This is a genomic window from Opitutus sp. (assembly GCA_024998815.1).
Taxonomy (GTDB): Bacteria; Verrucomicrobiota; Verrucomicrobiia; order Opitutales; family Opitutaceae; genus Rariglobus.
In genome coordinates this window covers 1234955-1256743 of the sequence record JACEUQ010000002.1, presented here as the reverse complement: position 1 = coordinate 1256743, position 21789 = coordinate 1234955, and the positions used below count along the sequence as shown (strand labels likewise).

General features: G+C 61.4%; 19 protein-coding genes. 9 read left to right on the top strand and 10 right to left on the bottom strand.

Annotated elements, in window-relative coordinates; all coding sequences use genetic code 11:
- Nucleotide 1: 1 nt before the first annotated feature.
- Both H2170_13325 and H2170_13320 read left to right on the top strand, forming a co-directional pair.
- Complete coding sequence (locus H2170_13325) at nt 2-676, top strand: sulfite exporter TauE/SafE family protein (GenBank protein MCS6301053.1); 675 nt, start codon at nt 2-4, stop codon at nt 674-676.
- Complete coding sequence (locus H2170_13320) at nt 667-3168, top strand: heavy metal translocating P-type ATPase metal-binding domain-containing protein (protein MCS6301052.1); 2502 nt, start codon at nt 667-669, stop codon at nt 3166-3168. The genes H2170_13325 and H2170_13320 overlap by 10 nt, the downstream gene beginning before the upstream one ends.
- 45 nt (nt 3169-3213) lie before the next feature.
- Here H2170_13320 and H2170_13315 read toward each other — a convergent pair whose 3' ends face one another.
- The 3 genes from H2170_13315 to H2170_13305 all read right to left on the bottom strand — a co-directional run bounded on the left by H2170_13315 (nt 3214) and on the right by H2170_13305 (nt 6103).
- Nucleotides 3214-4494, bottom strand: a complete 1281-nt coding sequence (locus tag H2170_13315; GenBank protein MCS6301051.1) for a glutamate-5-semialdehyde dehydrogenase — start codon at nt 4492-4494, stop codon at nt 3214-3216.
- Between the two features lie 134 nt (nt 4495-4628).
- The gene (locus H2170_13310; GenBank protein ID MCS6301050.1) at nt 4629-5642 is read right to left on the bottom strand and encodes an adenosine kinase; all 1014 of its coding nucleotides are present in this window, start codon (nt 5640-5642) and stop codon (nt 4629-4631) included.
- A gap of 77 nt (nt 5643-5719) precedes the next feature.
- On the bottom strand, nt 5720-6103 hold the full coding sequence (locus H2170_13305) for a hypothetical protein (protein ID MCS6301049.1): 384 nt from the start codon (nt 6101-6103) through the stop codon (nt 5720-5722).
- A gap of 154 nt (nt 6104-6257) precedes the next feature.
- On the opposite strand from H2170_13305, the gene rny reads away from it, so the two are divergent.
- A complete protein-coding gene (rny, locus tag H2170_13300) occupies nt 6258-7817 on the top strand; it encodes a ribonuclease Y (protein MCS6301048.1) in 1560 nt (519 codons plus the stop codon).
- 121 nt (nt 7818-7938) lie between these two features.
- Complete coding sequence (queF, locus tag H2170_13295) at nt 7939-8307, top strand: NADPH-dependent 7-cyano-7-deazaguanine reductase QueF (GenBank protein ID MCS6301047.1); 369 nt, start codon at nt 7939-7941, stop codon at nt 8305-8307.
- Between the two features lie 68 nt (nt 8308-8375).
- Here the strand turns inward: queF and H2170_13290 are convergent, their stop codons facing one another.
- Complete coding sequence (locus H2170_13290; protein ID MCS6301046.1) at nt 8376-9137, bottom strand: hypothetical protein; 762 nt, start codon at nt 9135-9137, stop codon at nt 8376-8378.
- A gap of 62 nt (nt 9138-9199) precedes the next feature.
- Nucleotides 9200-9973 carry a histidinol-phosphatase gene (gene hisN, locus H2170_13285; GenBank protein MCS6301045.1) on the bottom strand — a complete coding sequence of 258 codons (774 nt, stop codon included), beginning with the start codon at nt 9971-9973 and terminating at the stop codon, nt 9200-9202.
- A gap of 98 nt (nt 9974-10071) precedes the next feature.
- On the opposite strand from hisN, the gene H2170_13280 reads away from it, so the two are divergent.
- From H2170_13280 to H2170_13270, 3 genes are read left to right on the top strand one after another with little or no spacing between them, the layout of a single operon-like run.
- Nucleotides 10072-10746 (top strand): 3'-5' exonuclease, encoded by a 675-nt coding sequence (locus H2170_13280; protein MCS6301044.1) that lies wholly within the window; start codon nt 10072-10074, stop codon nt 10744-10746.
- Nucleotides 10747-10755: 9 nt separating this feature from the next.
- Entirely contained in the window at nt 10756-11499 is a 744-nt protein-coding gene (locus tag H2170_13275; protein ID MCS6301043.1) for a glycerophosphodiester phosphodiesterase, read from the top strand.
- Between the two features lie 2 nt (nt 11500-11501).
- Nucleotides 11502-13130 (top strand): glycerol-3-phosphate dehydrogenase/oxidase, encoded by a 1629-nt coding sequence (locus H2170_13270; protein MCS6301042.1) that lies wholly within the window; start codon nt 11502-11504, stop codon nt 13128-13130.
- A gap of 50 nt (nt 13131-13180) precedes the next feature.
- On the opposite strand, the gene H2170_13265 is transcribed toward H2170_13270, so the two are convergent.
- Nucleotides 13181-13828, bottom strand: a complete 648-nt coding sequence (locus H2170_13265) for an HAD-IA family hydrolase (GenBank protein ID MCS6301041.1) — start codon at nt 13826-13828, stop codon at nt 13181-13183.
- Between the two features lie 138 nt (nt 13829-13966).
- Here H2170_13265 and pepF point away from each other — a divergent pair, with 138 nt between their 5' ends.
- Nucleotides 13967-15814, top strand: a complete 1848-nt coding sequence (gene pepF, locus H2170_13260; protein ID MCS6301040.1) for an oligoendopeptidase F — start codon at nt 13967-13969, stop codon at nt 15812-15814.
- A gap of 87 nt (nt 15815-15901) precedes the next feature.
- Nucleotides 15902-16639: a hypothetical protein gene (locus tag H2170_13255; GenBank protein ID MCS6301039.1), complete on the top strand. Its 738-nt coding sequence runs from the start codon at nt 15902-15904 to the stop codon at nt 16637-16639.
- A gap of 184 nt (nt 16640-16823) precedes the next feature.
- Here the strand turns inward: H2170_13255 and H2170_13250 are convergent, their stop codons facing one another.
- The 4 genes from H2170_13250 to H2170_13235 are packed head-to-tail and all read right to left on the bottom strand — an operon-like array spanning nt 16824 to nt 21777.
- Entirely contained in the window at nt 16824-17363 is a 540-nt protein-coding gene (locus tag H2170_13250; protein ID MCS6301038.1) for a hypothetical protein, read from the bottom strand.
- Nucleotides 17360-17776, bottom strand: a complete 417-nt coding sequence (locus H2170_13245; protein ID MCS6301037.1) for a hypothetical protein — start codon at nt 17774-17776, stop codon at nt 17360-17362. The genes H2170_13250 and H2170_13245 overlap by 4 nt, the downstream gene beginning before the upstream one ends.
- Entirely contained in the window at nt 17773-18891 is a 1119-nt protein-coding gene (locus H2170_13240; GenBank protein ID MCS6301036.1) for a hypothetical protein, read from the bottom strand. The genes H2170_13245 and H2170_13240 overlap by 4 nt, the downstream gene beginning before the upstream one ends.
- Before the next feature lie 27 nt (nt 18892-18918).
- The gene (locus H2170_13235; GenBank protein ID MCS6301035.1) at nt 18919-21777 is read right to left on the bottom strand and encodes a hypothetical protein; all 2859 of its coding nucleotides are present in this window, start codon (nt 21775-21777) and stop codon (nt 18919-18921) included.
- Nucleotides 21778-21789: the final 12 nt, after the last annotated feature.

Below are 21789 nucleotides of genomic sequence, written 5' to 3'. Positions count from 1 at the left end.
CATGGAGTTCGCGGGTATTAGCACCCCGGCGGCCGCCTTTGTCGCGGGTCTGGTCACCAGCCTTCACTGCGCGGGCATGTGCGGCCCGCTGGCCTGCATGATGGCTCCGGCTAAGGACGACCCGTCCGATCCGTTCACGGTGGCCACGATTTACCATGTGGCACGCTTGGTCGGTTACACCACGCTCGGCGCTCTGGCCGGCGGACTGGGGCGCATGCCGCTGGCGTTTGCGGGAGACTGGGCCCTGCTACTGCTGCCGTGGACCCTCGTGCTGTTTTTCGTGGTAGTCGGACTTCGACTTGAAAAACACTTCCCCCGTTTCGCAGCGCTGACTCGGCTGCAATGGCGCTTGCAGGCGGCGCTCCGCGGCCGCTCCCGCCTGCGCGTGGCCGCTGTCATGGGATTTGCCACCCCGCTGCTGCCCTGCGGCCCGCTTTATTTCCTGCTGGCGATTAGTGCGTTCAGTGGAACGGCGCTTCGCGGCGCGGAGTTCATGCTGGCCTTCGGCCTGGGCACCGTACCGCTCCTGTGGATCGTTCAGGCCAACTACGGCCGCCTCCGCCTGAAACTATCGCCCGTCTGGCTGGCACGCCTTCAGGCCGGTCTCGCCCTGTTAACTGCGTTGGTCATCACGTGGCGCCTGAGCCGCGCGCCAGGAGGTTTCTTATGCAATTAAACACCCCCATTGAGGCTAATGTCCCAAGAGCGAAGTCAGCCCCGGTCGCTTCGTCAGCCAAGGCCAAGCCGACATGCCGTCATTGCGGCGCGCCCTCGCCTCAAGGGGAGTTTTGCTGCGCGGGCTGCGCCTATGTTTACCGACTCGTCCACGAGGCTGGGCTGGATGCGTATTACAAAATCAAGGACGAGGTGACCACACCCGCCGACACTTCGCTGCTGCAACCGCGCGACTACTCATGGCTGTCTGAGGCGCAGCAGGAGGCTGATACCAACGCGACCAACGGCCGCACGCCCAGTCTCGTGCTCGAAGTGCAGGGTATCTCCTGCGCCGGCTGTGTGTGGCTGATCGAAAAGGTATTTTCGAAGCAACCCGGAGCGGGGCGGATCGAGGTCAATGCGCAAACCGGGCAGATGCGTTGGACTTGGTCCAAAGGAGATTTTGACGCGGTTGAGTGCGCGCGGGAACTCCAGCGGTTTAACTACCTGGTCGGGGCGGCGGGGGTGATCGATGCCGAGCACGCCGAGAGCCGCGTGCTCATCCGGCGGGTGGGCCTCTGTACGGCCTTTGCGATGAACGTGATGCTTTTCGCCCTGCCGGCCTATTTCGGCATGGCGAGCACCGACGAGTACGCCGGTCTGTTCGCCACGCTGCAGCTGGCCTTTGCCACGCTCAGTTTACTGGCCGGTGGCGGGTACTTTGTGTCGAGGGCGTTGCGGGCGCTGCACGAGCGTGTGCTGCACATCGACCTGCCCATCGCGCTGGGCATCATCGGCTCCTACGCTGGTTCGCTCTATGGCTGGCTGAAGGGCGATGAGCTCTACGTGTATTTCGATTTTGTGAGCGCGTTCATCGTGCTGATGCTGGTGGGGCGCTGGGCGCAGGTTGTGGCTGTGGAGCGTAACCGCCGCCGTCTGCTCAGTCGCCAGCCGACCGCCCCCCGGGTACGGTTAATCACCGCCGAGGGAGTGGTGCGCGAGGTGGCGCCGGAGACTTTGCGCGAGGGGCAACGCTTTGAGGTGGCGATGGGCCGCATGGTTCCGGTTGAGGCGCGTTTGGAGACGGCCGAAGCAGTGCTCAGCCTGGCGTGGATCAATGGCGAGGCCGAGCCGCGCGGATTTCGCGCGGGGCAACGGGTGGCGGCGGGCGCGCAAAATATCGGGCGCAACAGTATTCAGTTGGTGGCGACCCAAGGTTGGGAAAAGTCGCTCCTGGCGGAGTTAATCAAGCCGATGCCACGCGCGGATTATCGGCATAAGCTGATCGAGACAGTGATTCGGTGTTATTTGGTCGCGGTGCTCGCCGTGGCTGTCTTGGCGGGTTTTTTCTGGGCATGGGCGACCGGTGATTGGTTGCATGCCGGAGCGGTGGTGACGGCGATCCTGGTGGTGTCGTGCCCGTGTGCACTGGGACTGGCTTACCCTCTGGCCGAAGAAGTGGCGACGGTGTCATTGCGGAAGCGCGGGGTGTTTGTGCGTGCGGCGGACCTGTGGCCAAGGTTGCGCCGGGTGCGCACCGTGGTTTTCGACAAGACCGGTACGCTCACCCTGGAGAATCCTGTTCTGCAAAATCCCGAGATGCTTGCTGGCCTGGACGCCGAGGCGCGGGCGGCGTTGTTGGGACTGGTGCGCGACAACCCGCATCCGGTGAGCTGCTCGTTGCACGAAGCGCTACTGGCTCGTGGAGGCGGCGAAGCGTTGGTCGGTGAAGTGATCGAGACGGTCGGCCAAGGAGTCCTCCTCGGCGACTGGACTTTAGGTCGCCCCGAGTGGCGCACCGCAGCCAACGTGCAAACGGTTAACTTCGAAGGTGGAAACCCAAAGTGTCACCTAATAGGTGACACTTTGGGTTTAGCGGTGGAGGGCGGTGGGACTGGTGGCGATAGGGTGTTGGCGCGTGGGGGTGGGGAAGTGGTGTTGGCTCGAGAGGGGCGGGTGGTGGCGCGGTTTGCGTTTGCGGATACAGCGCGGGCCGACGCCCGCGGGGAACTGGACGCACTCGCCCGGCGCGGGTTGCAGATCGTGGTTTTAAGTGGTGATCGCCGTGAAAAAGTCGCCGCGCTGATGCGCGAGTTGGGGCTGCCCGAGGCAAATGGTTACGCCGAACTTACCCCTCAGCAGAAGGCCGCGTGGTTCGCTGCGCACGATGATGCGCTGATGCTGGGTGACGGGGCCAACGATAGCCTGGCATTCGACCAGGCGCTGTGTCGGGGTACGCCGGTGGTGCACCGCGGCGTGCTGGAGCAGAGGGCGGACTTTTATTATCTCGGGCGCGGTATCGCCGGTATCCGCGCGTTGTTTGAGATTAACGACGCGCGGCACCGCACCCAGGTGGCGTTGTTGGTGTTTATGATCGCCTACAATCTGTTTGCCGTAGGCATGGCGGTGTCCGGGCATATGAACCCGCTCGTTGCTGCAATTCTGATGCCGGCCAGCTCGCTAGCCACCTTGGCCATGGTGGGCTGGGGCATGCGCGGGGCCTGGCGGCGCTGAGGAAGGCAGGCACGCCCGACAGCGTCCACGCCTTGCGAAGCTGGCTTAGGCCCGCACCTGGCCCGTACCATCGATCACGTATTTGTAGGTGCAGAGTTCGTTTAACCCCATCGGGCCGCGGGCGTGCAGGCGGTCGGTGCTGATGCCGATCTCCGCGCCGAAACCAAACTCAAAGCCGTCGTTGAAGCGCGTGCTGGCATTCCAGGTCACCACGGCGCTGTCGACCGCATCCTGAAAGCGGCGTGCCGTCGCCTCGTTTTGTGTGATGATCGCCTCGGTGTGGCCAGAACTGTCGCGATTGATGGTGGCAATGGCAGTCTCTAAGTCGGGCACGATGCGCACCGCCATAATCAGATCGAGGAACTCGGCGGTGTAATCAGCTTCGGTGGCGGCGGAGTGGGCGATGGCGGGCGATGCGCCGGCCAAAATGGCGGCGGCGGCAGGATCGACGCGAAGTTGCACGCCTTTGGCCAATAGCGCCGCGGCGAGGCGGGGAAGGAGCGTGGGCGCGGCGGCGGCGTGAACAAGCAGTTGTTCGGCGGCGTTGCACACGCCGGGGCGCTGGGTTTTGGCGTTAATCAGAATGGCTTCCGCGATGGACGGATCGGCGTCTAGGTCGGCGTATACAAAACACACACCCGTGTAGTGTTTGATGACCGGAATGGTGCTGTTCTGCGCGACGAAGCGGATCAGGCTCTCGCCGCCGCGTGGGATGATGCAGTGCACCAGCGTGTCGAGTTTGAGCAACGTGTTGAGGGCCGACCGGTCGGTGGTGGGGATGAGTTGCACGGCCTCGGCGGGCAGGCCGGTTTCGGCGAGCGCCTGCGTGATGAGCGCGGCGAAGGCGGTGTTGGTGTGGATAATCTCTTTGCCCCCGCGCAGGATGGCGGCGTTGCCCGACTTCAGGCAGAGGATGGCGCAGTCGATGGTCACGTTGGGACGCGCCTCGTAGATGATGCCGATCACGCCGATGGGCACGCGGCGCTTGCGAATTTGGATGCCGTTGGGGCGTGTCCACTCTTCAAGCACGGTGCCGACCGGGTCGGTGAGCGCGGCGACCTGGCGCACGGATTCGGCGAGGTGGTCGAGTCGGGCAGGCGTAAGTGTGAGTCGGTCGAGCTGTTGGGCGGGGAGCTGGTTGGCGCGGGCCTCGGCCAGATCGAGAGCGTTTGCGGCGAGGAGCGCGTCGGCGGAGGCTGGGATGAGCTCGGCGAGGCGCAGGAGCGCGGCGTCTTTGCGCGCCGACGGGGTCGTGGCGAGCACGAGCGAGGCGGCGCGGGCGCGCTGGGCAATGGAGGTGACGAGTTGGACGAGGTCGGCAGGCATGGCGTGGGCCGCGCGGGGCGCGGGAATGACCAATGACAAATGCCCACTGCCCAATGGCAAGCCTCGGAAGCAGTGCCACACATGCACCACGGTGAAGGCTGGCGCGCGCCGGTAGTGCGCGCGCCGCTTTTGGTTTAGTTGGCGAGGGTCCGGGCGTGGGTGTGGATCGCCGTCCACTGCGCGAGGGGGATGGCGGGGCCGAGGTGGCTCACGCACTCCGAACCTAGGCGCGAACCGAGCGCGCCGGAGGCGGGCAGACTCCAGTTTTTCAGATAACCGTAGAGAAATCCGGCGGCCCAGGCATCACCGGCGCCGGTCGTGTCGATGACCTGCGCTGCGGCGATTGGCGCGATCCGGTGCAGTTCGCTGCCGCGTGCCAACCAGGCACCATCTTTGCCCATTTTCACTGCGGCGGTTCCGCCGAATTGGGCGAGACGTTGCGCAAGTCCGGCGTAGTCGGTTGGGTCGGCGTGATCGGGGAAGAGCGCGTGGATTTCGTCCTCGTTGGCGAAAACCACGTCGATGCCGGTGCGCAGTTGGGCGAAAATCCAGTCGCGGGCGGCGTTAACCACCTCGAAGGAGGCGAGGTCGATGCTGAGCGTGCAACCGGCGGCGCGGGCGGCTGCCACCACGGCGTTGGCCAGTTCAGGGTTAAATAACAAGTACCCTTCAATGTGGGCGTGGCGGCAGCCTACGAAGTCGGCCGGGCTGATCTCACCGGGCCCCATCGTCATGGCGGCACCGAGGCACGTGCGCATGGTGCGTTGGCTGTCAGGCGTGATCAGGGAAACGCAGCGGGCGTTGGCCAAGTCGGCGTATTTGAAGCGCGTGCTGTCGCCGCCGGCTGCGCTGAAGTGGGTGCGGTAGGCGGTGGCCGTGGCGTCGTTGCCCAGTTTGCCCAAAAACGTGGTGCGCAGGCCGAGGCGGGCGGCACTCACGGCGGTGTTGCCGGCCGAGCCGCCTGCGACGGTGGCGGGAGTTTTCTCAAGCCGGACCACGATGGACTCCATTTCGACGGCGTCGACGAGGACCATGCCGCCTTTGACGCCCGTGAGCGTGCTAATGAAGCTCTCGGGGACTTGCGCCAGCAGGTCCATAATGGGTGAGCCGACACCAATGAGATCGAAGGAATGCGAGGAGGTGGTCATGAGTTTTTAAAATGAGCTGCGATGCGTGTGGGTGGGGCGGTTTCCGCGGTGGTTTGCGCGGGGCGGGGTGGTCGGGATTAGTTTGAAACAGTGATATTGGTGGCAAGCAGGGGCTCGTCATCGATCTCGATGAGGATCGAGTAGTCGCCGGGTTGGGGGAAGACGAGGTTGCGGATCTCGCTGATGAGGTTGATGCGATGGAGCGGTCCCTGGGATTCGAAGGTGCGGTCGATCAATGGCTTGGGGTTGGTGGCGTTGAGCCCCATGGCGATTTTGATCTTATGTTCGCCGGAGGGGACGTCGCTCAGGGTGAGAAACCAGACCATGAAGGGGTGGGCGAAGGGGAACTGGCGCCCGCGGATGTTGGAAAAGACCCCCAAAATGGTGTGTTTACCGGAGCCGGGATCGACGTGGACGCCATCACAGGTGAGCCAGGCAAGAACTTGGGGCTTGGAGCGCATTTAATAAATAAGCTCTCACCCTGCTGAAGATGGGGGGCGGGGCGCAAGCGGGTAAATCGCCCGTGGGTAGGTGGTCAGTGACGGCGAAGAATGTAGGTTGAAATTTGTCGGTGAGTCGCACTGGCTGCTTTTCTTGAATTTAGCCGTTACAGAAATTTCCCGTCTGTCTGTGGCTGCAATCGATCCCAAGTGGTGGGCGATATCGGCTGCACTCGCAGTGGGTGTAAGCTTGGGATTTCTGTCCGTTTGGTTGTCGACTCGGTATGTTCGTCAGGCGGCAGATAAAAGGGCGAAGGAGCTGCTTGAGGTCGCCAAGCGCGAGGCCGCAGTTGCCGCCAATGAAGTCCGGCAGCAGGCCGAAGAGGAAATTGCCTCCCGGCGTGCGGAAGTTAATCGTGAGTTCGACCGCCGAGAAATCGAGGGTGAGGTCAAACTGCGTGAGATCCGCTCCCATGAGGAATCCCTTGGGTTGCTCGACTATCAGCTCGAGCAAAAGGGCGAGCGCCTCGCCCGTGAGACCGCTGCCATTACCCAGGCCCGCGATGCCATGCGCACGTTGTCCAAGTCGGTGCGCAAGCGCCTTGAGGGTGTCTCCCAAATGGACGCCGAGGAGATCAAGCGTGCGCTACGTGAAGAGGTTCAGTTGGAGTGCCAAGACGAGTTGCGCGCCCTGCGCCACGAGATCATCGATCGCTCGGAACAGGATCTGAATACGCAGGCCCAACGCATTCTAGTGACCGCGATGCAGCGGTTGTCCTCCAAGCCGAATAACGACATCACCGCGACCATCGTCCAGTTGCCAAGTGAGGAGATGAAGGGTCGCATCATCGGGCGCGAGGGGCGCAACATCAAATCCTTCGAGGCCACCACTGGCGTGACGCTGCTCATCGACGAGTCGCCACAGATGGTGCTCATCTCGTCGTTTGACCCGGTGCGGCGTGAAGTCGCCCGCATTACCCTGGAGGGTTTGGTCAAGGACGGGCGCATTCACCCGGCGTCTATCGAAGATTTTTATCAGCGTGCGTTGGAGGACGTGGAGCTCAACGTGCAGCAATCGGGTGAGGATGCCGTGCAGCGTCTTGGCATCAACGGTCTGCACCCCGAGGTCATCAAGTTGCTCGGTCGCCTTAAGTACCGTTTCTCCTATACGCAAAACGCGCTCGATCACTCCATTGAGGTGGGCTTTCTGTGCTCGATGTTGGCCAGCGAAATCGGGCTTGATCCGAGCTTGGCCAAGCGCGCCGGCTTGTTGCATGACATTGGCAAGGCGGTCGAGGGCGACTATGAGGGCAGCCACGCTTCTGTCGGTGCAAGCTTTGTGAAGCGCTTTGGCGAGACCCCCATTGTCGTTAACGCCATCGCGGCACACCATGAAGAGGTTAAGCCGGAGACAGTTTATGCCGGGTTGGTTATTCTTGCCGACACGGTTTCGGCCGTGCGTCCGGGTGCGCGCGCTGAGTCGATGACCGGCTACATCCAGCGACTTGAGCGGCTGGAGAAACTCGCGGTTTCAGTAGAGGGCGTGCACCACGCCTACGCGATTCAGGCGGGCCGCGAGGTGCGCGTGGTGGTCAACCCCCAGAGTGTTACCGATGATCAGGCTCACGCCATCGCTAAGGAAATCCGTCTGCGTATCGAGACGCAGCTGCAGTACCCCAGTACGATCAAGGTCACGGTTATCCGCGAGGCGCGTTTCACCGAGACGGCGACCTGAGGCAGGGGCGGAGTTTTCCCGACGAAACGCCCTGGATTCGGTCATGGGGAAGTAAAGATTCCTGCGACTTGATGGTTTTTGGTTTTCCTTTTCGTGGGCTTCGTGTGTTTCGTGGTGCCAAATGGCTGATCCAAAAATCCTCGAAACCTTTCCCAATCCTGCGCCGCACCGTGATTTTACCATCGCGCACACGCACCATGAGTTCACCTCGGTGTGCCCAATGACCGGCCATCCAGATTTTGCCAGCATCACGGTGCGGTACGTGGCCGACAAAACCTGCGTCGAGCTCAAGTCGCTCAAGCTGTACTTCCACGCCTATCGCAACGAGGGAATCTTCTTTGAAGCTGCGACCAACAAGATCTGCGACGATCTGGGCCAAGCGCTCAAGCCGCGCTCATTGGTGATCATCGCCGACTTCAAGGCCCGCGGCGGTTTTTCATCCATCGTCACCGCTGAGTACAAAGCGCCCGCAAAAAAGGCCCGCCGTTAAGCGGACCTGTTGGTGCGGGGCTGTGATTCGGGGGGGGGGGGGGGGGAATGGCCGATACGGCCCCCTAATCACCATTTTTCTTTAGTGCGCAGGCTATCTGGCATGGCGATTTCCTGGACGAGTTGGTCGCCGCGGAAGACGCGTAGCCAGATGCCGTAGAGTCGCTCACCGGATTCACTGCGGCCCGTTTTACTCGATACGATGTTTCCGTTGTACGCCATTTTGACTGCTGCGATTGTTTCGGTGCGCAGGGTGATTTTGTTCAAGGCTTCGATTTTCTCGATAGGGGTTTTATAGGCTTTATTTTTCAAAACCAGTTTATCCTCCGCCACGCCCATGTTATCCACGGTTGCGAAGAGCCGATATTCCGCGCGAAGTTCGTCGATGGGTTTGGGCGTACGATTGGAAATCGTCAGCGCGTAACCCCAGTTTTCTTGGGTAATGGTTACCCCGTCTTTGACGGTGTCTCCTGTAGTGAGTTTGACGTCCTCGGATTTTTTGGTGGTCTTAAAATTGCCTCGGTTAAGCTCCAATTTGATGGCGTCGGGCTTGAGTGGTTTAGCGGCCTCTGCAGCTGCTAACGTGTCAGCCAGCACCAAGAGTTTGTCGTGGTCGGCCGTGATCAGGTTATCGAGGGGCAGGCTAAAAATCTGGCCGTCTTCACGTTTGATTTTCACCTTTCCAGTGTCCTTTTCGATGGCGAGTACGTCTGCCGTGAGGGTGCGGCCTTGTTTATCGGTCAGCGTCATCTTCTCGGCAGGGAGGCGGCTCGCACCGGCGAGGGCCAAAGTTAAGACCAAATAAATGGATGATTTTTTAATACAGTTCATGATGCCAGAGGGTGTTAATGCGTGAAATCGGGTGAGACAGTAAGCGCCTGTAGTGGTTCGACTCAGGCGGTGCGTGCTGCGAGTGCGGCGATCACCTGGGCGTGCAGGCCGGGTCCGGCGGCGACGGTGGACTCTGCGGGGTAGGCGGCGGCACCTTGCCAGTCGGTGATCACTCCGCCGGCACCGCGTATCACCGGGACCAATGCGGCGATGTCCCAAGGGTTCATGATCGGGTCCATGGCCACGTCAGCCCAACCCGCTGCCAGCAGCAGGTAACCGTAACAATCACCCCAGGTCCGCACCAAGCGGGCGCGTTGGGTTAATGCCTCGTAGGCGGCCCCGTTTTGATAGATGGCCGGGTTGAGCGGGTCGCTGGTGAGCAGCGTGGCCTCTTCGATGCGCGAGCAGGGCCGCACCGTCACCGGCCGCTCGTTAAGCGTGGTCACTTTGCCGTCGCCGATCATGAGTTGACTCAGAATGGGTTGGTGGATCGCTCCGAGCACGGGCTGGCCGTTATGGAGAAGGCCGATGAGCGTGCCCCACAGCGGCACTCCGGTGATGAACGCTTTGGTGCCATCAATCGGATCGAGCACCCAGACGAATTCGGCGTCGGCCCGGTCGTTACCGTGTTCCTCGCCGATGATCCCGTGGGCGGGAAACTTGGCGGCGATGAGCGTGCGCAGCAGTTCCTCGGCACCCCGGTCGGCGGCGGTCACGGGAGACTGATCGGATTTAAACTCAACGGCCAACGATGGGTTGGCGAAGAGCGGCCTGATTAATTCGCCGCTTTGCAGAGCGAGTTCTTTTAGAAACGAGCGGTAGGGCGTGAGATCCACAGGAGACATGTTTGCCCACGGAATACACGAAATACACGGAAAAATTTTGAGCTGAACTAGGTTTCGACTCCGTCCGTTCCGTATGTTCCGAGTGTTCCGTGTGCAACACCTGGACTGACCAACTCATTCACTTCGTCGATTTCGAGGGCAGCATTGCGTCTGGTATTCTCGAATACGGGGTGGTCACGTTGCGTGGCACGGAAGTGGTTTCCTCTCAAACGCGGCTGTGCCGGGCCATGGGCCGAATCCGCGCCGATGATGCGGCCATTCATGGCATCGATGCGGCAGCGGTCGCCCAACACGCTCCGTTCATCGAGGACTTTGAGGCTTTCGCGCAGTGGCGTGAAACAGGCCCGCTGGCGGCTCATTTCGCCAACGCGGAAAACACCCTCGTCAAATCCGCTTGGCCTTACCCGCGGACTTCACCCGATTTCGCCCGACCCGGTCAGGCGGTCACCGACTGGGGGCCGTGGATCGACACTGGGCGGCTTTACCCCCAGCTCTATCCTTCACTGGCATCGGCTAAACTGGCCGAGGTGGTGGCGGTGTTTGGGTTACAGGGGCAACTCGATGAGTTGGCCTCACTGCATTGTCCGCCTGACCGCCGGCGGTATCACGCGGCACTTTACGATGCGCTGGCGGGGGCTTTGCTGCTAACTCGACTGGCTGCGGAACCCTCTTTGGCCGGCCAGTCCTGCGCCTGGCTGCTGGAGATGAGCACGCTCGATGCGGATAAACGTGCGGCGTTGCGTCAGGGCGGACTTTTTGACTGATTTTTGTCCATGATACCCCCCGTCATCCTCGTTGCGCATCGCGGTGCTTCGCAGGAAGCCCCCGAAACCACCGTCGCCTCCGTGTCGCTCGGCTGGGCGCAACAGGCCGACGCCGTTGAGATCGACGTGCACCTGACGCGCGATGGGCAGGTGGTGGCGATCCATGATCCCACTTTGTTGCGCACCACCGGCCGGGACGCTCGGGTGGATGAGTTGACCTTGGCCGAAATCCAAAAACTGGATGCGGGAGTATGGAAAAGCGCGGCCTATCGCCACGAGCGAGTGCCGACCCTGGCCGAGGTGTTGGCAACCGTGCCCAGCGGGCGGCGGCTATACGTGGAGTTAAAGGCCGCCGAGGGGCTCGTGCCCGCTTTGCGACGTGCGATCGAGGCGGGGCCGGTTCCGCTGGAGCAAATCGTGTTGATCAGCTTCGAGGCGGCTACGCTGAGTGAAGCCAAGCGCGCGTTGCCCCTATGCCCTGCGTTTTTTTTGGCGGATACGCCGGATTCGGCTCCCGATAAACTCGCTGAGATGATTCGTTTTTGTCAGGCCGAGGGTTTTGCCGGACTCGATGTGAGCGCGGGATGGCCGATCAACAAGGCGCTGGTGCAACGGCTGCGCGAGGCGAAGTTGGAATTGCACGTGTGGACAGTGAACGACCCGCGCCGCGCCCGTGAGTTGGTCGACGCCGGGGTGGCGAGCATCACCACCGACAGGCCCGGTTGGTTAAGGGCGAAACTGGCCGGACTTTGAGTATGCAACGCGACGCCATGCTGGAGCGGTTGCGGGCGGGTGATGAGTTCGACGTTTTGGTGGTCGGCGGTGGTGCCACGGGGCTCGGCGCGGCGGTCGAGGCGGCCGCACGCGGGCATCGGGTGGCGCTCATTGAACGCGATGACTTTGCCAAAGGCACATCGAGTCGCTCGACCAAGTTGGTGCATGGCGGGGTGCGTTATCTTAAACAAGGGAACGTGGCGTTAGTGCGCACCGCGCTGCGTGAGCGCGGGCGCTTGCTGCGTAACGCGCCGCACCTCACGCGTAACCTGGCGTTCGTGATCCCAGCGTACACACGTTGGGACGGTTTTTTCTATGCCACGGGGCTCAAACTTTACGACTGGTTGGCGGGCGATTTGAGCCTGGGTGCTTCGCACCACATTGACCGTGCGAACGCGTTGCGGCTGTTGCCGACCGTGGTGCCGGCGGGGTTGGTTGGCGGGGTGGTTTATCACGACGGTCAGTTCGACGATGCGCGACTGGCCCTATCACTCGCGCAGACGGCGGCTGAACGAGGCGCGGTGGTGGTTAACTATTGTGCGTGCACCGGGTTCATTAAAGACGCGGGAGGGCTCATCGTGGGTGCCAAGGTGCGCGATTACGAAGCCGACGAGGCTGGTGTCGGTGCGGGCGCCTCTGCCGGCGAGTTCACGGTGCGGGCGAAGGTGGTGATCAACGCCACGGGTGTTTTTGTCGATGAACTGCGTCGGATCGAGGAGCCGAAGGTCGAGTCGCTGGTGACGGTGAGCCAAGGCATTCACGTGGTACTGCCGAAGCGGTTCTTGCCTGGAGCCGCGGCCCTGATGGTGCCGAAAACTGCGGATGGACGCGTGCTCTTTGCGGTGCCGTGGCACGATTGCGTGGTCGTGGGCACCACCGATACGCCGGTCGCGCAGGCAACGCCGGAGCCGCGGGCGCTCGATGAGGAGCGTGCCTTTGTGATGGAGCACGCCGGCAAATTCCTTACCGAGGCCCCCACTGCGGGCGACGTGCTCAGCGTGTTCGCCGGTCAACGGCCGCTGGTGCGGGCGGGAGGGCAGGGGCGTACGGCGTCGCTTTCGCGAGATCACACCTTGGTGGTGAGCGCAGGCGGGTTGGTCACGATTACCGGGGGGAAGTGGACGACTTATCGGCAAATGGGCGAAGAGGTCATCGACCGTGCGGAGGCGCTCGCCGATTTGCCGCGGCGTGTTGGCACGAGCCCGACCGTGGACTTGCGCATTCATGGCTGGCAGGAGGCTGGCGAGGGGGCGACGTCGCGGGAGGCGGCGATTGAGCCAATAAATGAACTCGGTTACGGCTGCTACGGCTCCGATACTCCGGCGATTCACGCGCTGGTGGCGCAGCGCCCCGAACTCGCCGCTGCGGTGCACCCGCTTCTGGCGTGCGTGCAAGCCGAGGTGGTTTGGCACGCGCGCAACGAGATGGCGCGCACGGTGGAGGACGTATTGGCGCGGCGGACGCGGGCGCTGTTGCTCAACGCCCGTGCTTCGATCGAAGCGGCACCTGTGGTTGCCCGGCTGCTGGCCGGTGAGCTCGGCCGCGACGAGGCTTGGCAGCGGTTGCAGGTCGAGGCCTATACGCGACTGGCGAGCGGCTACGTGTTTTGATGCAGGGCGCGGGTGCTCGCCCCGAGGCACGCTCGCGCCCTTTTTTGGGTTTAGGTGGAAAACTGGCGGGTGAGTGCGGCGAGGGAGGTGTCGGCCATCGACGTCAGTTGGAGCCAGGCGTGGGTAAATTCGCAGTGGCCGGTCGAGGGATTGGGGACGACGACAACGCGCAGGCCGGCGCGGTGGGCGGCAACGTGGCCAGGCACCGAGTCCTCAAACGCGAGCGCGGCACTCGGCTCGACGCTGAGTCCTTGGAGGGCGTGCAGATAAACGTCGGGCTCGGGTTTGCCGATGGTGACGTCGTCACGGCAGGCGATGAAATCGAAGTAGCCGCGCATGCCCCTGTGTTCGAGGTGACCTTCGACGTGGGCGTGCGTGGAGTTGGAGGCGAGGCCGATACGCAGACCGGCGGCGCGGGCTGCATTGAGCAGGTCGATCGTGCCCGGTAGAGGCGGTGCGGCGAGGGTGAGTTCGCGGGCGGTCTCGCGATAGCGTGTTTCCAGTGTGGCTCGGCTGATCTCGGGGCCGTAGGCCGACCAATAATCGTAGATGACGTCGGTATGTCCGACGATGTGGTGAAGCACAGCGCGGTCGCACGGCAGGCCGTCGACGGCGTGCATCTGCTCCCAGGCGTCGATGAGCACTGTTTCGGTGTCCACTAGAAGGCCGTCAAAATCAAAAATAAGGGCGCGGAGCATAGGTTAAAAAAAGACGGATTCTTTCTTGGCCGATGTCTCGACGCACGCGATGAAAAGATTCTTAGTCGCACGATGTTTGGCCTAACCCACCCCCGCGCAGCCCGACCGCTGTTATTTGCCACCGCCTCGTTTTTGCTCATGACCCAAGCCCTCGCCGCCACCAAGCCCGCTACGCGTAACCGCGCCGAAATCGACGCCGCCTATAAATGGGATTTTTCGCCTATCTACGCCGACTGGCCGGCGTGGGAGACCGGTATGAAAACCATGGAGGTTAAAATGGATGAGTTCGCCGCGCTTAAGGGCACGCTCAAGGACGGCCCCGCCGCCGTGCTCAAGGCCTACCGACTCTACGACGAAATCGGGATCATCCAGTATCGCGTTTATCGTTACCCGTCGCTCCAGCGCGACACCGACACGCGTAATCAAGATATCGCCGGTCGCTTGCAGCGAGTGCAGGCCCTCTTCGCCAAATTCGGCACCGCCACCGCCTGGTTCAACCCCGAGCTGCTCGCCGTGCCGGAGGCAATGATGCGCGGCTGGCTCGATGCCACGCCCGATTTATCGCCTTACCGGTTCACGATCCTCGACGCCTACCGCCAGCAGCAGCACGTGCTCGACGAGAAGGGGGAAAAGCTCCTCTCCTTCGCCACCCGCTTCTGCGAGACGCCCCAGTCGGTTTACTCCGAGCTGAGCACCTCTGACATTAAATTCCCCTCAGTCACGCTCTCCGACGGCCGTGCGGTGACACTTTCGCCCGGCGCTTATCAGTCGATTTTGGCGACCAACTACAATCAGGCTGATCGCGCCAAGGCTTTTGCGGCGTACCTGAAAACCTACGAGGCCACCAAGAATACCTACGCGGCGATTTATCGGGGCACCTTGGAGCGCGGCTGGTTTATGTCCCAAGCGCGCGCCTACCCCACGACGCTGGCGCGCGCCCTCGATGGCAACGCGATCCCGCAGGAGGTTTACACCACGTTGGTGGAAACCGTTCGCGCAGGCACCGCACCTTTGCAGCGTTATTTGAAACTCCGCCAAAAGCTCCTTGGGCTCGACAGCTATCACCTGTACGACGGGCAGATTCCTCTGGTTAAAGACGAGACGGTTTGGCCCTACGCTCCGGCGCGTGATCTGGTGCTGAAATCCATCGAGCCCCTCGGTACCGAATATCAGCAAAAGTACGCCGACCTGCTGGCGCGTAACCGCCTTGATGTGTACGAGAACGACGGCAAGCGCTCCGGTGCGTACAGTGCGGGCGTGTACGGTGTTGGACCCTACGTGTTGATGAACTACAACGACACGCTCGATGCGGTTTTTACCTTCGCCCACGAGATGGGGCATGCGATGCACACGCGCCTGTCCGAGGAGAATCAGCCCTTCGTCACCTCTGATTATACGATCTTCGTGGCGGAGGTTGCCTCGACCATCAACGAGCGCCTGTTGCTGGAAAAACTCCTGGCCGAAAGTGCCAACTCCAAGGAGCGGTTCCTCCTGCTGCAGCATGCCATCGATGCGATTGTGGGAACCTTCTATACTCAGGTGATGTTTGCGGATTTCGAGCTGCGCGCGCACACGCTCGCTGAGAAGGGGCAACCGCTGACCGCCGACGTGTTCAGCGCGCTCTACGGCGACCTGCTCAAGGCTTACTACGGTGATGCCGTCACACTTGATGAGCTCTACCGCTACACCTGGACGCGCATCCCGCATTTCTATAACTCGCCTTACTACGTTTACCAATACGCCACCTGCTTCGCCTCCTCGGCGCAGATCTACAAGGCGATGAACACGGGCACGGCCGACGAACGCGCCGGCGCGACCGCACGTTATCTCACGCTGCTCAAGAGCGGCGGCAACGACCACCCGATGGAACAGCTGCGCAAAGCCGGCGTCGACCTGTCTAAGCGCGAGACAGTTCAGGCGGTCATTGACCAGATGGACGAGTTGGTCACCCGGCTCGAAACCGAAGCCGCCAAGCTCACGCCTTGACTCGGGCGAAGACGTAAAGACGTGATTTGAATCCCGCCTTTACGGCCTACGCATGATCTGTTTCGGTGACCGTTTAATTTCAAAACCATGTCCATGACCCCGCATTCAGATTCCACTCCATCTTCAGGTGACGACCGCAATCTGGTCTCGATCGACGCGGCTTATATTGCCCCGACGTTCGAGGATCGGTTGCGCCTGTTTTGGGAGCAAAACTCGCGCACGGTACTGGCTGCTTGCGCTATCGTGCTGGTGGGGATTTTGGCCAAGGGCGGTTACGAGATCGTCTCCGCGCAACGCGAGAAAGCGATCGCGGCTGAGTACGCCAGCGCTACCAGCGATGCACAACTCAAGGCGTTTACCGCTTCGCATGCGGATCACGCGCTGGGTGGTTTGGCCGAGGTGCGACTGGCTGATCAGGCTTATGCTGCCGGTAATTACACTGATGCGCGTGCGTTTTATGGTAAGGCGGCGGGTATCCTGAAAGACACCACGTTTGGCCAGCGCGCTCGCCTCGGTGGAGCTATTTCTGCCGTGCAGGCGGGTTCGGCATCTGAGGGTGAGGCCGCGCTGAAGTTGATTACGGCCGATTTGGTTGTGGCCAAAATGGTTCGTGCTGAGGCTGCCTACCACCTGGCCACGCTGGCCGCTGTGAGTGGCAACAGCGCCGAGGCGATCCGCTACATCGAGCAAGTCGCCAGCATTGATCTGGAGGGTCAGTGGGCCGAGCGCGCCTCCCTGTTACGTGCGTCATTGCCTCAGGCCATCGTTGCGCAACCCGCTGCTGACGCCAAGTCGGATGCCGTTCCCTCGATTAGCTTTAAGTGACCGCTGGGTTTACGCACAAAAAAGGCCTGCCGATTCGGCAGGCCTTTGTAAACCGCCATCAGGTTTGACGAGTTTGGACAAAGGTTTGATGAATCAGGCCGTTTCATTCGCCTGATTCCGGTTCATCTACCCACGCACTGCGCTAGTCTTGCAGGGGTGATGCAAGGCCACTGCGGTCACGCGATCAGTTCGGGAAGAACCGCCACCGCGCCCAGAAATAGAGGCGTACGATCAGCCTGGGCACGCGAAGGTTAACAACGTCGCCCGTGAAAGATTCCGAGTTGAGGCAGAGCACTAGGGTTTTGCGGCCGTCAGGGTTTTTAACATGGCAACCGCTCACGGGTTCGCCGAGGCCCGCCTTTTCGTAGATAGTGCAGTCGCCCGCCTTAATGTAGCGCAGGCCGTGGCAATCGACGAACATGATCGAATGAGCACCGCCCTTGATGGTGCAGTCGCGCACGGCGTTGCAGCGGGCAAACACGCAGCCGATAAACGTAGCGTGCCTTGCGCCGAGGATGTCCACGCAATCCTCAACTCCACCCGACAACGTGCAGCTCTGAATAAGGGCGCTGGCCACGTTGCTTGAGAGCTTAAGCGCCTCGCTGCCCTTGCCGCCTATGAACGTGCAACGGGTTATCGCCTCGCCGTCCGAAACGCCATAAGCAGCGGTGTCAGCGATGCCCTTGGCGGGTGCGGAAAAGGTTCTGTTCTCCGTTGTGATCACTCGACTAAAGGGCGCGTTGGAGCGGTTGGCAGAAGCGCGATTAACTGCGCCACGGTCGGTAGCACTTCGGGCAGCGGGGCCGCGCTGGTGGAGTCGAGGTAGGCCCAGACTTGGGAGCGCCAGTTGCGCAGGGCGAGGGCCTCGGCAGCGAAACGCGGGTACGGATCGCCATCGTAGGTGCAGGCGCTCTTAAGGTCGTCGTAGCCCCATGCCTGAGCGTGGGCATCGAGGTGCATCTGCGTGGCGGCGATGTAGTCAGCGACCGTCAGTGCGGGCGGGACGTAGGGCTCGGGCGTATTGCCTGCCTCACACCATGCGACAAACTCGGAGTCTGTGCTGATGCAATGCCCGACAAGAATCCCGTTAATATATTTATCAAATGTTCCGCAGGCGTTTTGTTTGTATGTTTTCATAATTCACATCCGTTAAAATAAACAGTTGCAACACCCTGAAGCATTGAGGAATTGCCAATGGTTAGGCCTGTCGCTCCTGTCACAGATAGGTTGCAACCACTGGTGCTAGCAGCCATAAATGCAGGGGTGCCACCAGCGTTAGCAAGGTTGGCTTGTGAAGCAACAATACCAGTAAGAGATGAGCTACCTGTTGGTGCCACACGCGCAGGGACATGGAAAGGCACCCAAGCTCTGATTGCTGTTGAGGCATACGCCTGCCCTTGGTAGTTGTAATCAGCAAAACTAACTACGGGAAGATAACGCAGGCACAGGTTTTCTTCCACCCCGTATGGACGGTGCTCAAATTGCGGGGATGTAATGGTGCCAAGCTCCAACTGTACGCCGGTAATGGCGAAAATGTTTGCGGTGTTATCTAGGCAATTAACCTGATTTGAGGTGCCGTGAAAATTACCAGTCTGCCAAGCCCCAGCGGTAGTCTGGTACGTTGAACCAGCGATGAGGGCAAAGCCGACTTCTAATCCTCGCCCGTTAGTCCAATTCCAAGTTCCGGCCGTGGGCAAACCACCCGCCACCGTTACAGTCTTCAACTCCCAAGTGTTTGAATCGATAACGGTGTATTCCGCAATGTAGCTACGGTCAGCGATACTGTTTCGTAAAAACAAGCAATGGGTTCCGGTCTTTGTTGAGCGAACCCAGAAAGAGATGGTGAACGCTTTCCCGATGAGGTCTCGGACATTATAGCCTTCAATGGGCTGCGTCACAAAGCTGTACTGCCCTGCGGCAATTGAAGCATCAAGCGTGGTTACCGCAACCCGAAGGCTATTCTGAAACTCTTTGCTGGAAGGAACATCTGAGTTTTGGGTGATAGTCACTACGCCCTCGGTCAAACCAGCGTAAGACCATCTATCGAGGGTGAAGCCGTTTGCCGCCGCAAAGGTTGTTCCACGAATTGACCGATCCATCTTACCGTTGATTATGCGGTTTTTCATTCCGCGAATGTCGGCAAGGGCCGCGCCGTTGGTGCGCAGCTCATTGAGGAACGTGTTAAAGGCAGTTTTGAAAGCTGCCTGATTAAGTGCGCTGGTAAAATCTACATTGGGTGCAATTGTGAGCATGATATGGTTTGGTTAAAAGTGAGTGGCTCAGTAGCCTTGAATGGTGGCGTCGATGAGGGCGGCTACGCCCGTTCCTGATGTGTTAAAGGCGCGGACGAGCGGGCCTGCCTTAAGCTTGTCGAGAATCTGAATTGAGGCCGCGCCGTTGCCGTCCTGCTGAATCGTCAGGGAAATGTTTTTGATGACTTTGTAAGTCTTGGTCAGGGCCAAGCGCGTGCCGCCGCTCGCCAGCACAGCGTTGTTGATCGACTCGATAACGTCAGGGGCATCGACCACGACCGCGAATGCCGTCACCGTGCCTTGCGTCTGCGCTTCGCCCGTCGAGATGCGGAAATCGTAAATGGTGTTACCGGAAACCGTGACTTGGCCCGGCGATGCCTGCCAGTCGGGCACGTCCCAAAATGCGGACGCATCGTCGGTCCACATTGCTGCGTTCGCATCTACCGCCCACATGGATGCAGGGGAGTTTTCTCGGTATTCGATTTTCCACGGGTCGCCCGCAACCGTTGAGGTCAGGGTCATCGTCGAACCGGCCAAAGCCTGCGTGATCGTCACGCTGTCGATGTAGGTTGCGGCGGCATAGGTAAGCGCGGGCCACATTACGGCGGCACCATCGCCAGCCCACATCGGGGCCGTTTCGTCAGCGGCCCACATGGTCGTGATCGAGTTTGCGGCGAGGTTGTTCGAGCCGTCGATTGCGAACCCCGAGCGCGTGCCGGGCCAAAGAGCGGAGCGGCGGTCGAAGGTTTCCACCACGTTAGCGACAAGCGGGTCGCCAAGGTTGGTGACAATCACGGCAGCGTTGAGGCTTTCCGCCCCGGTGACATCCACCGCTTTGACGAGGAAGGTCGTCGATCCCTTGGGGATAATCGTCGGCTCGAACGGGTTGGTCGTGATGATGCCGGTATGCAGGTCGGTGGCATCGCTCCACTCTTGGCGTGTGCCGGGCTGGTAGCGCAGCCGGTAGCCCACCACCGACTTGTCATCGACAGCAGCCCATGAGAACCGGCCGCCTTCGACGGTGAAAGTGGTCACGTCGGCAGGCGCACCGGGGCGAAGTTTCCAAGCTAGATCAGGGCACAGCGTAGCGTCGTCGAGAGCGGCCTCAACGCCAGCGAATCCGATAGCTTGGAGGCGTAGCGTGACCGTCGCACCGGCAGCCGCGAGTGCGGGCAGGCGGCTGTGGCGGTAGGTGATGAGGTCCTCGTAACGGATCAGCCAGCATTCGTCGGCAGCGGCGAAGGATGCCGCCACCGTGCCGCCTTGGGCGCGGCGCACTTTGGCGTACCATTGGCCCGAGACGAGTCGCAGGGCGCGAACGGAGAGGATTTCGACGGTATTCGGGTTGTCGGCGCGGATGATCCAGAGCAAAAGCGTGTCGTCTTGCACCTCGTCCTCGGTGAGTGCGGTCGTGACGCGTTCGAGGTCGCCTGCGGTCGTTTCGGCATCAATGGCGATGCGCAGGGTTTCGCTGTTGTCGTCCGGTGTGCCGAGGTTTGCGGCGTAGGCTTGAGTCAGCGTGCCGCGCACGGCGAAGGTGCCCTGCGTGCCGAGCTCTTGCAGCTGGGTCGCATCGTCGCTGCGGTAAAACAGATTGAAGCCCAGCGTTGCGGCCACGCGGCGGGCGACGAGCGGGACAAGCAGGTAGCTTTCGCCAAAAAGATTGGCGGGCGGCATCGCGAAATAAAAACGCGGCAGGCGTTCCACGCCGTTGCCCGAGGTGATGATGCTCACGCCTGCCACCACGGGCACCGGCGTTGCCGTGATCCCTCGCTCGGCTTCGATTCTGAGGGTGACGCGCTCGCTGGGCGGGGCGGCTTCGGTGCGTTCGGTGACACGGCAAATCAAGTCCACGCCGAGTAGGTCGTGGGTGAATTTTAAAATGGTGCCGGTGGGGTAGGCCACGCCTTTAGGCGCGCGCACGACGAGCGTGGCGCTGAAACCCGGCTCGGCGGCGAGCTTGAGGTATTCGCTGGCGAGGGCGGCGATTTGGGCGCGGCGCGTGATGTGCGGGCGCTCAAAATTGGACTGGCGGGGCTCGCCGGTGATTTGGCGGTTATAGCCTGACGTGATCGTAAACGCGGAGTCTTTGTAGGCGTTCTCGGCATCCTGAAATTTGACTGCCAACTCGTTGAGGGTTTCGGCCCAGCCCTTGGAGGTGATCGATGGCTCTTCGAGGAGGTCGTCGGCGGTGAGGGTATTCGATGAGTTAAAGGTCGGCGCAGCCTCGCCGTGGAGGAAGCGGCCCGCCACGATCTTGGCGGCAGTATCGGCGCGGAACCAGCCGTCGAAATACCCGCGCAAATCATCTACCAAGGAACGCGCCGAGGCGGGGCGATCAAACACGGGGCTGATGTAGGTCGTCGACGCACGGGCAAGGAGCGCATCGGCGGTCGCCTGCCATGAGTCTAGGTCGAAGTCGGTGTCCGGCAGCCCGAGGCCGAACACGGGATGGGTCAGCAGTTCAGCGAGCACCGCCAAGGGGTTGGCTTGGCCATCGGCATCAAGCAGCGCGGCGGTGCCGGTCACGATGGACTGAACCGGCGTGCGGCGGACGATGCACGCGACCGAGGGACAAGAAACCTTTTCGCGGCCGAAGAGGAATTTCTTGAGGCTGAGAACCGCTTGGCGGCGGTAGGCCGGATGACCGCCCGTTGCCAAGTTGGCCTCGCCCGAGGCGTCGAGGGTTTGCGTTGCCGTTCCCCAATAAAGCCATGCCTCGCCGTAGCCGGTGACGGTGAGTTGCACGGGGTTCGGCTGGCCCGAGCGGTCAAGGCCGGTGCCGGAATCGGGCCAGACCTTTTTGCCGTCGACCAAAATGGCGACAAGGCGATCGATGGGGCCGGAACAAATCACCCCGGCGACATCGCCGAAGTAATCGTTCATGCCACCGCCTGC

What these genes read in the sequence shown, in the direction of transcription:
- H2170_13305 (MCS6301049.1), bottom strand. Translation starts at nt 6,103, where the DNA reads ATGCGCTCCAAGCCCCAAGTTCTTGCCTGGCTCACCTGTGATGGCGTC.
- H2170_13245 (MCS6301037.1), bottom strand. Translation starts at nt 17,776, where the DNA reads ATGAAAACATACAAACAAAACGCCTGCGGAACATTTGATAAATATATT.
- H2170_13290 (MCS6301046.1), bottom strand. Translation starts at nt 9,137, where the DNA reads ATGAACTGTATTAAAAAATCATCCATTTATTTGGTCTTAACTTTGGCC.
- H2170_13270 (MCS6301042.1), top strand. Translation starts at nt 11,502, where the DNA reads ATGCAACGCGACGCCATGCTGGAGCGGTTGCGGGCGGGTGATGAGTTC.
- H2170_13275 (MCS6301043.1), top strand. Translation starts at nt 10,756, where the DNA reads ATGATACCCCCCGTCATCCTCGTTGCGCATCGCGGTGCTTCGCAGGAA.
- H2170_13235 (MCS6301035.1), bottom strand. Translation starts at nt 21,777, where the DNA reads ATGAACGATTACTTCGGCGATGTCGCCGGGGTGATTTGTTCCGGCCCC.
- H2170_13265 (MCS6301041.1), bottom strand. Translation starts at nt 13,828, where the DNA reads ATGCTCCGCGCCCTTATTTTTGATTTTGACGGCCTTCTAGTGGACACC.
- H2170_13325 (MCS6301053.1), top strand. Translation starts at nt 2, where the DNA reads ATGGAGTTCGCGGGTATTAGCACCCCGGCGGCCGCCTTTGTCGCGGGT.
- H2170_13255 (MCS6301039.1), top strand. Translation starts at nt 15,902, where the DNA reads ATGTCCATGACCCCGCATTCAGATTCCACTCCATCTTCAGGTGACGAC.
- H2170_13240 (MCS6301036.1), bottom strand. Translation starts at nt 18,891, where the DNA reads ATGCTCACAATTGCACCCAATGTAGATTTTACCAGCGCACTTAATCAG.
- pepF (MCS6301040.1), top strand. Translation starts at nt 13,967, where the DNA reads ATGACCCAAGCCCTCGCCGCCACCAAGCCCGCTACGCGTAACCGCGCC.
- H2170_13315 (MCS6301051.1), bottom strand. Translation starts at nt 4,494, where the DNA reads ATGCCTGCCGACCTCGTCCAACTCGTCACCTCCATTGCCCAGCGCGCC.
- H2170_13320 (MCS6301052.1), top strand. Translation starts at nt 667, where the DNA reads ATGCAATTAAACACCCCCATTGAGGCTAATGTCCCAAGAGCGAAGTCA.
- queF (MCS6301047.1), top strand. Translation starts at nt 7,939, where the DNA reads ATGGCTGATCCAAAAATCCTCGAAACCTTTCCCAATCCTGCGCCGCAC.
- H2170_13310 (MCS6301050.1), bottom strand. Translation starts at nt 5,642, where the DNA reads ATGACCACCTCCTCGCATTCCTTCGATCTCATTGGTGTCGGCTCACCC.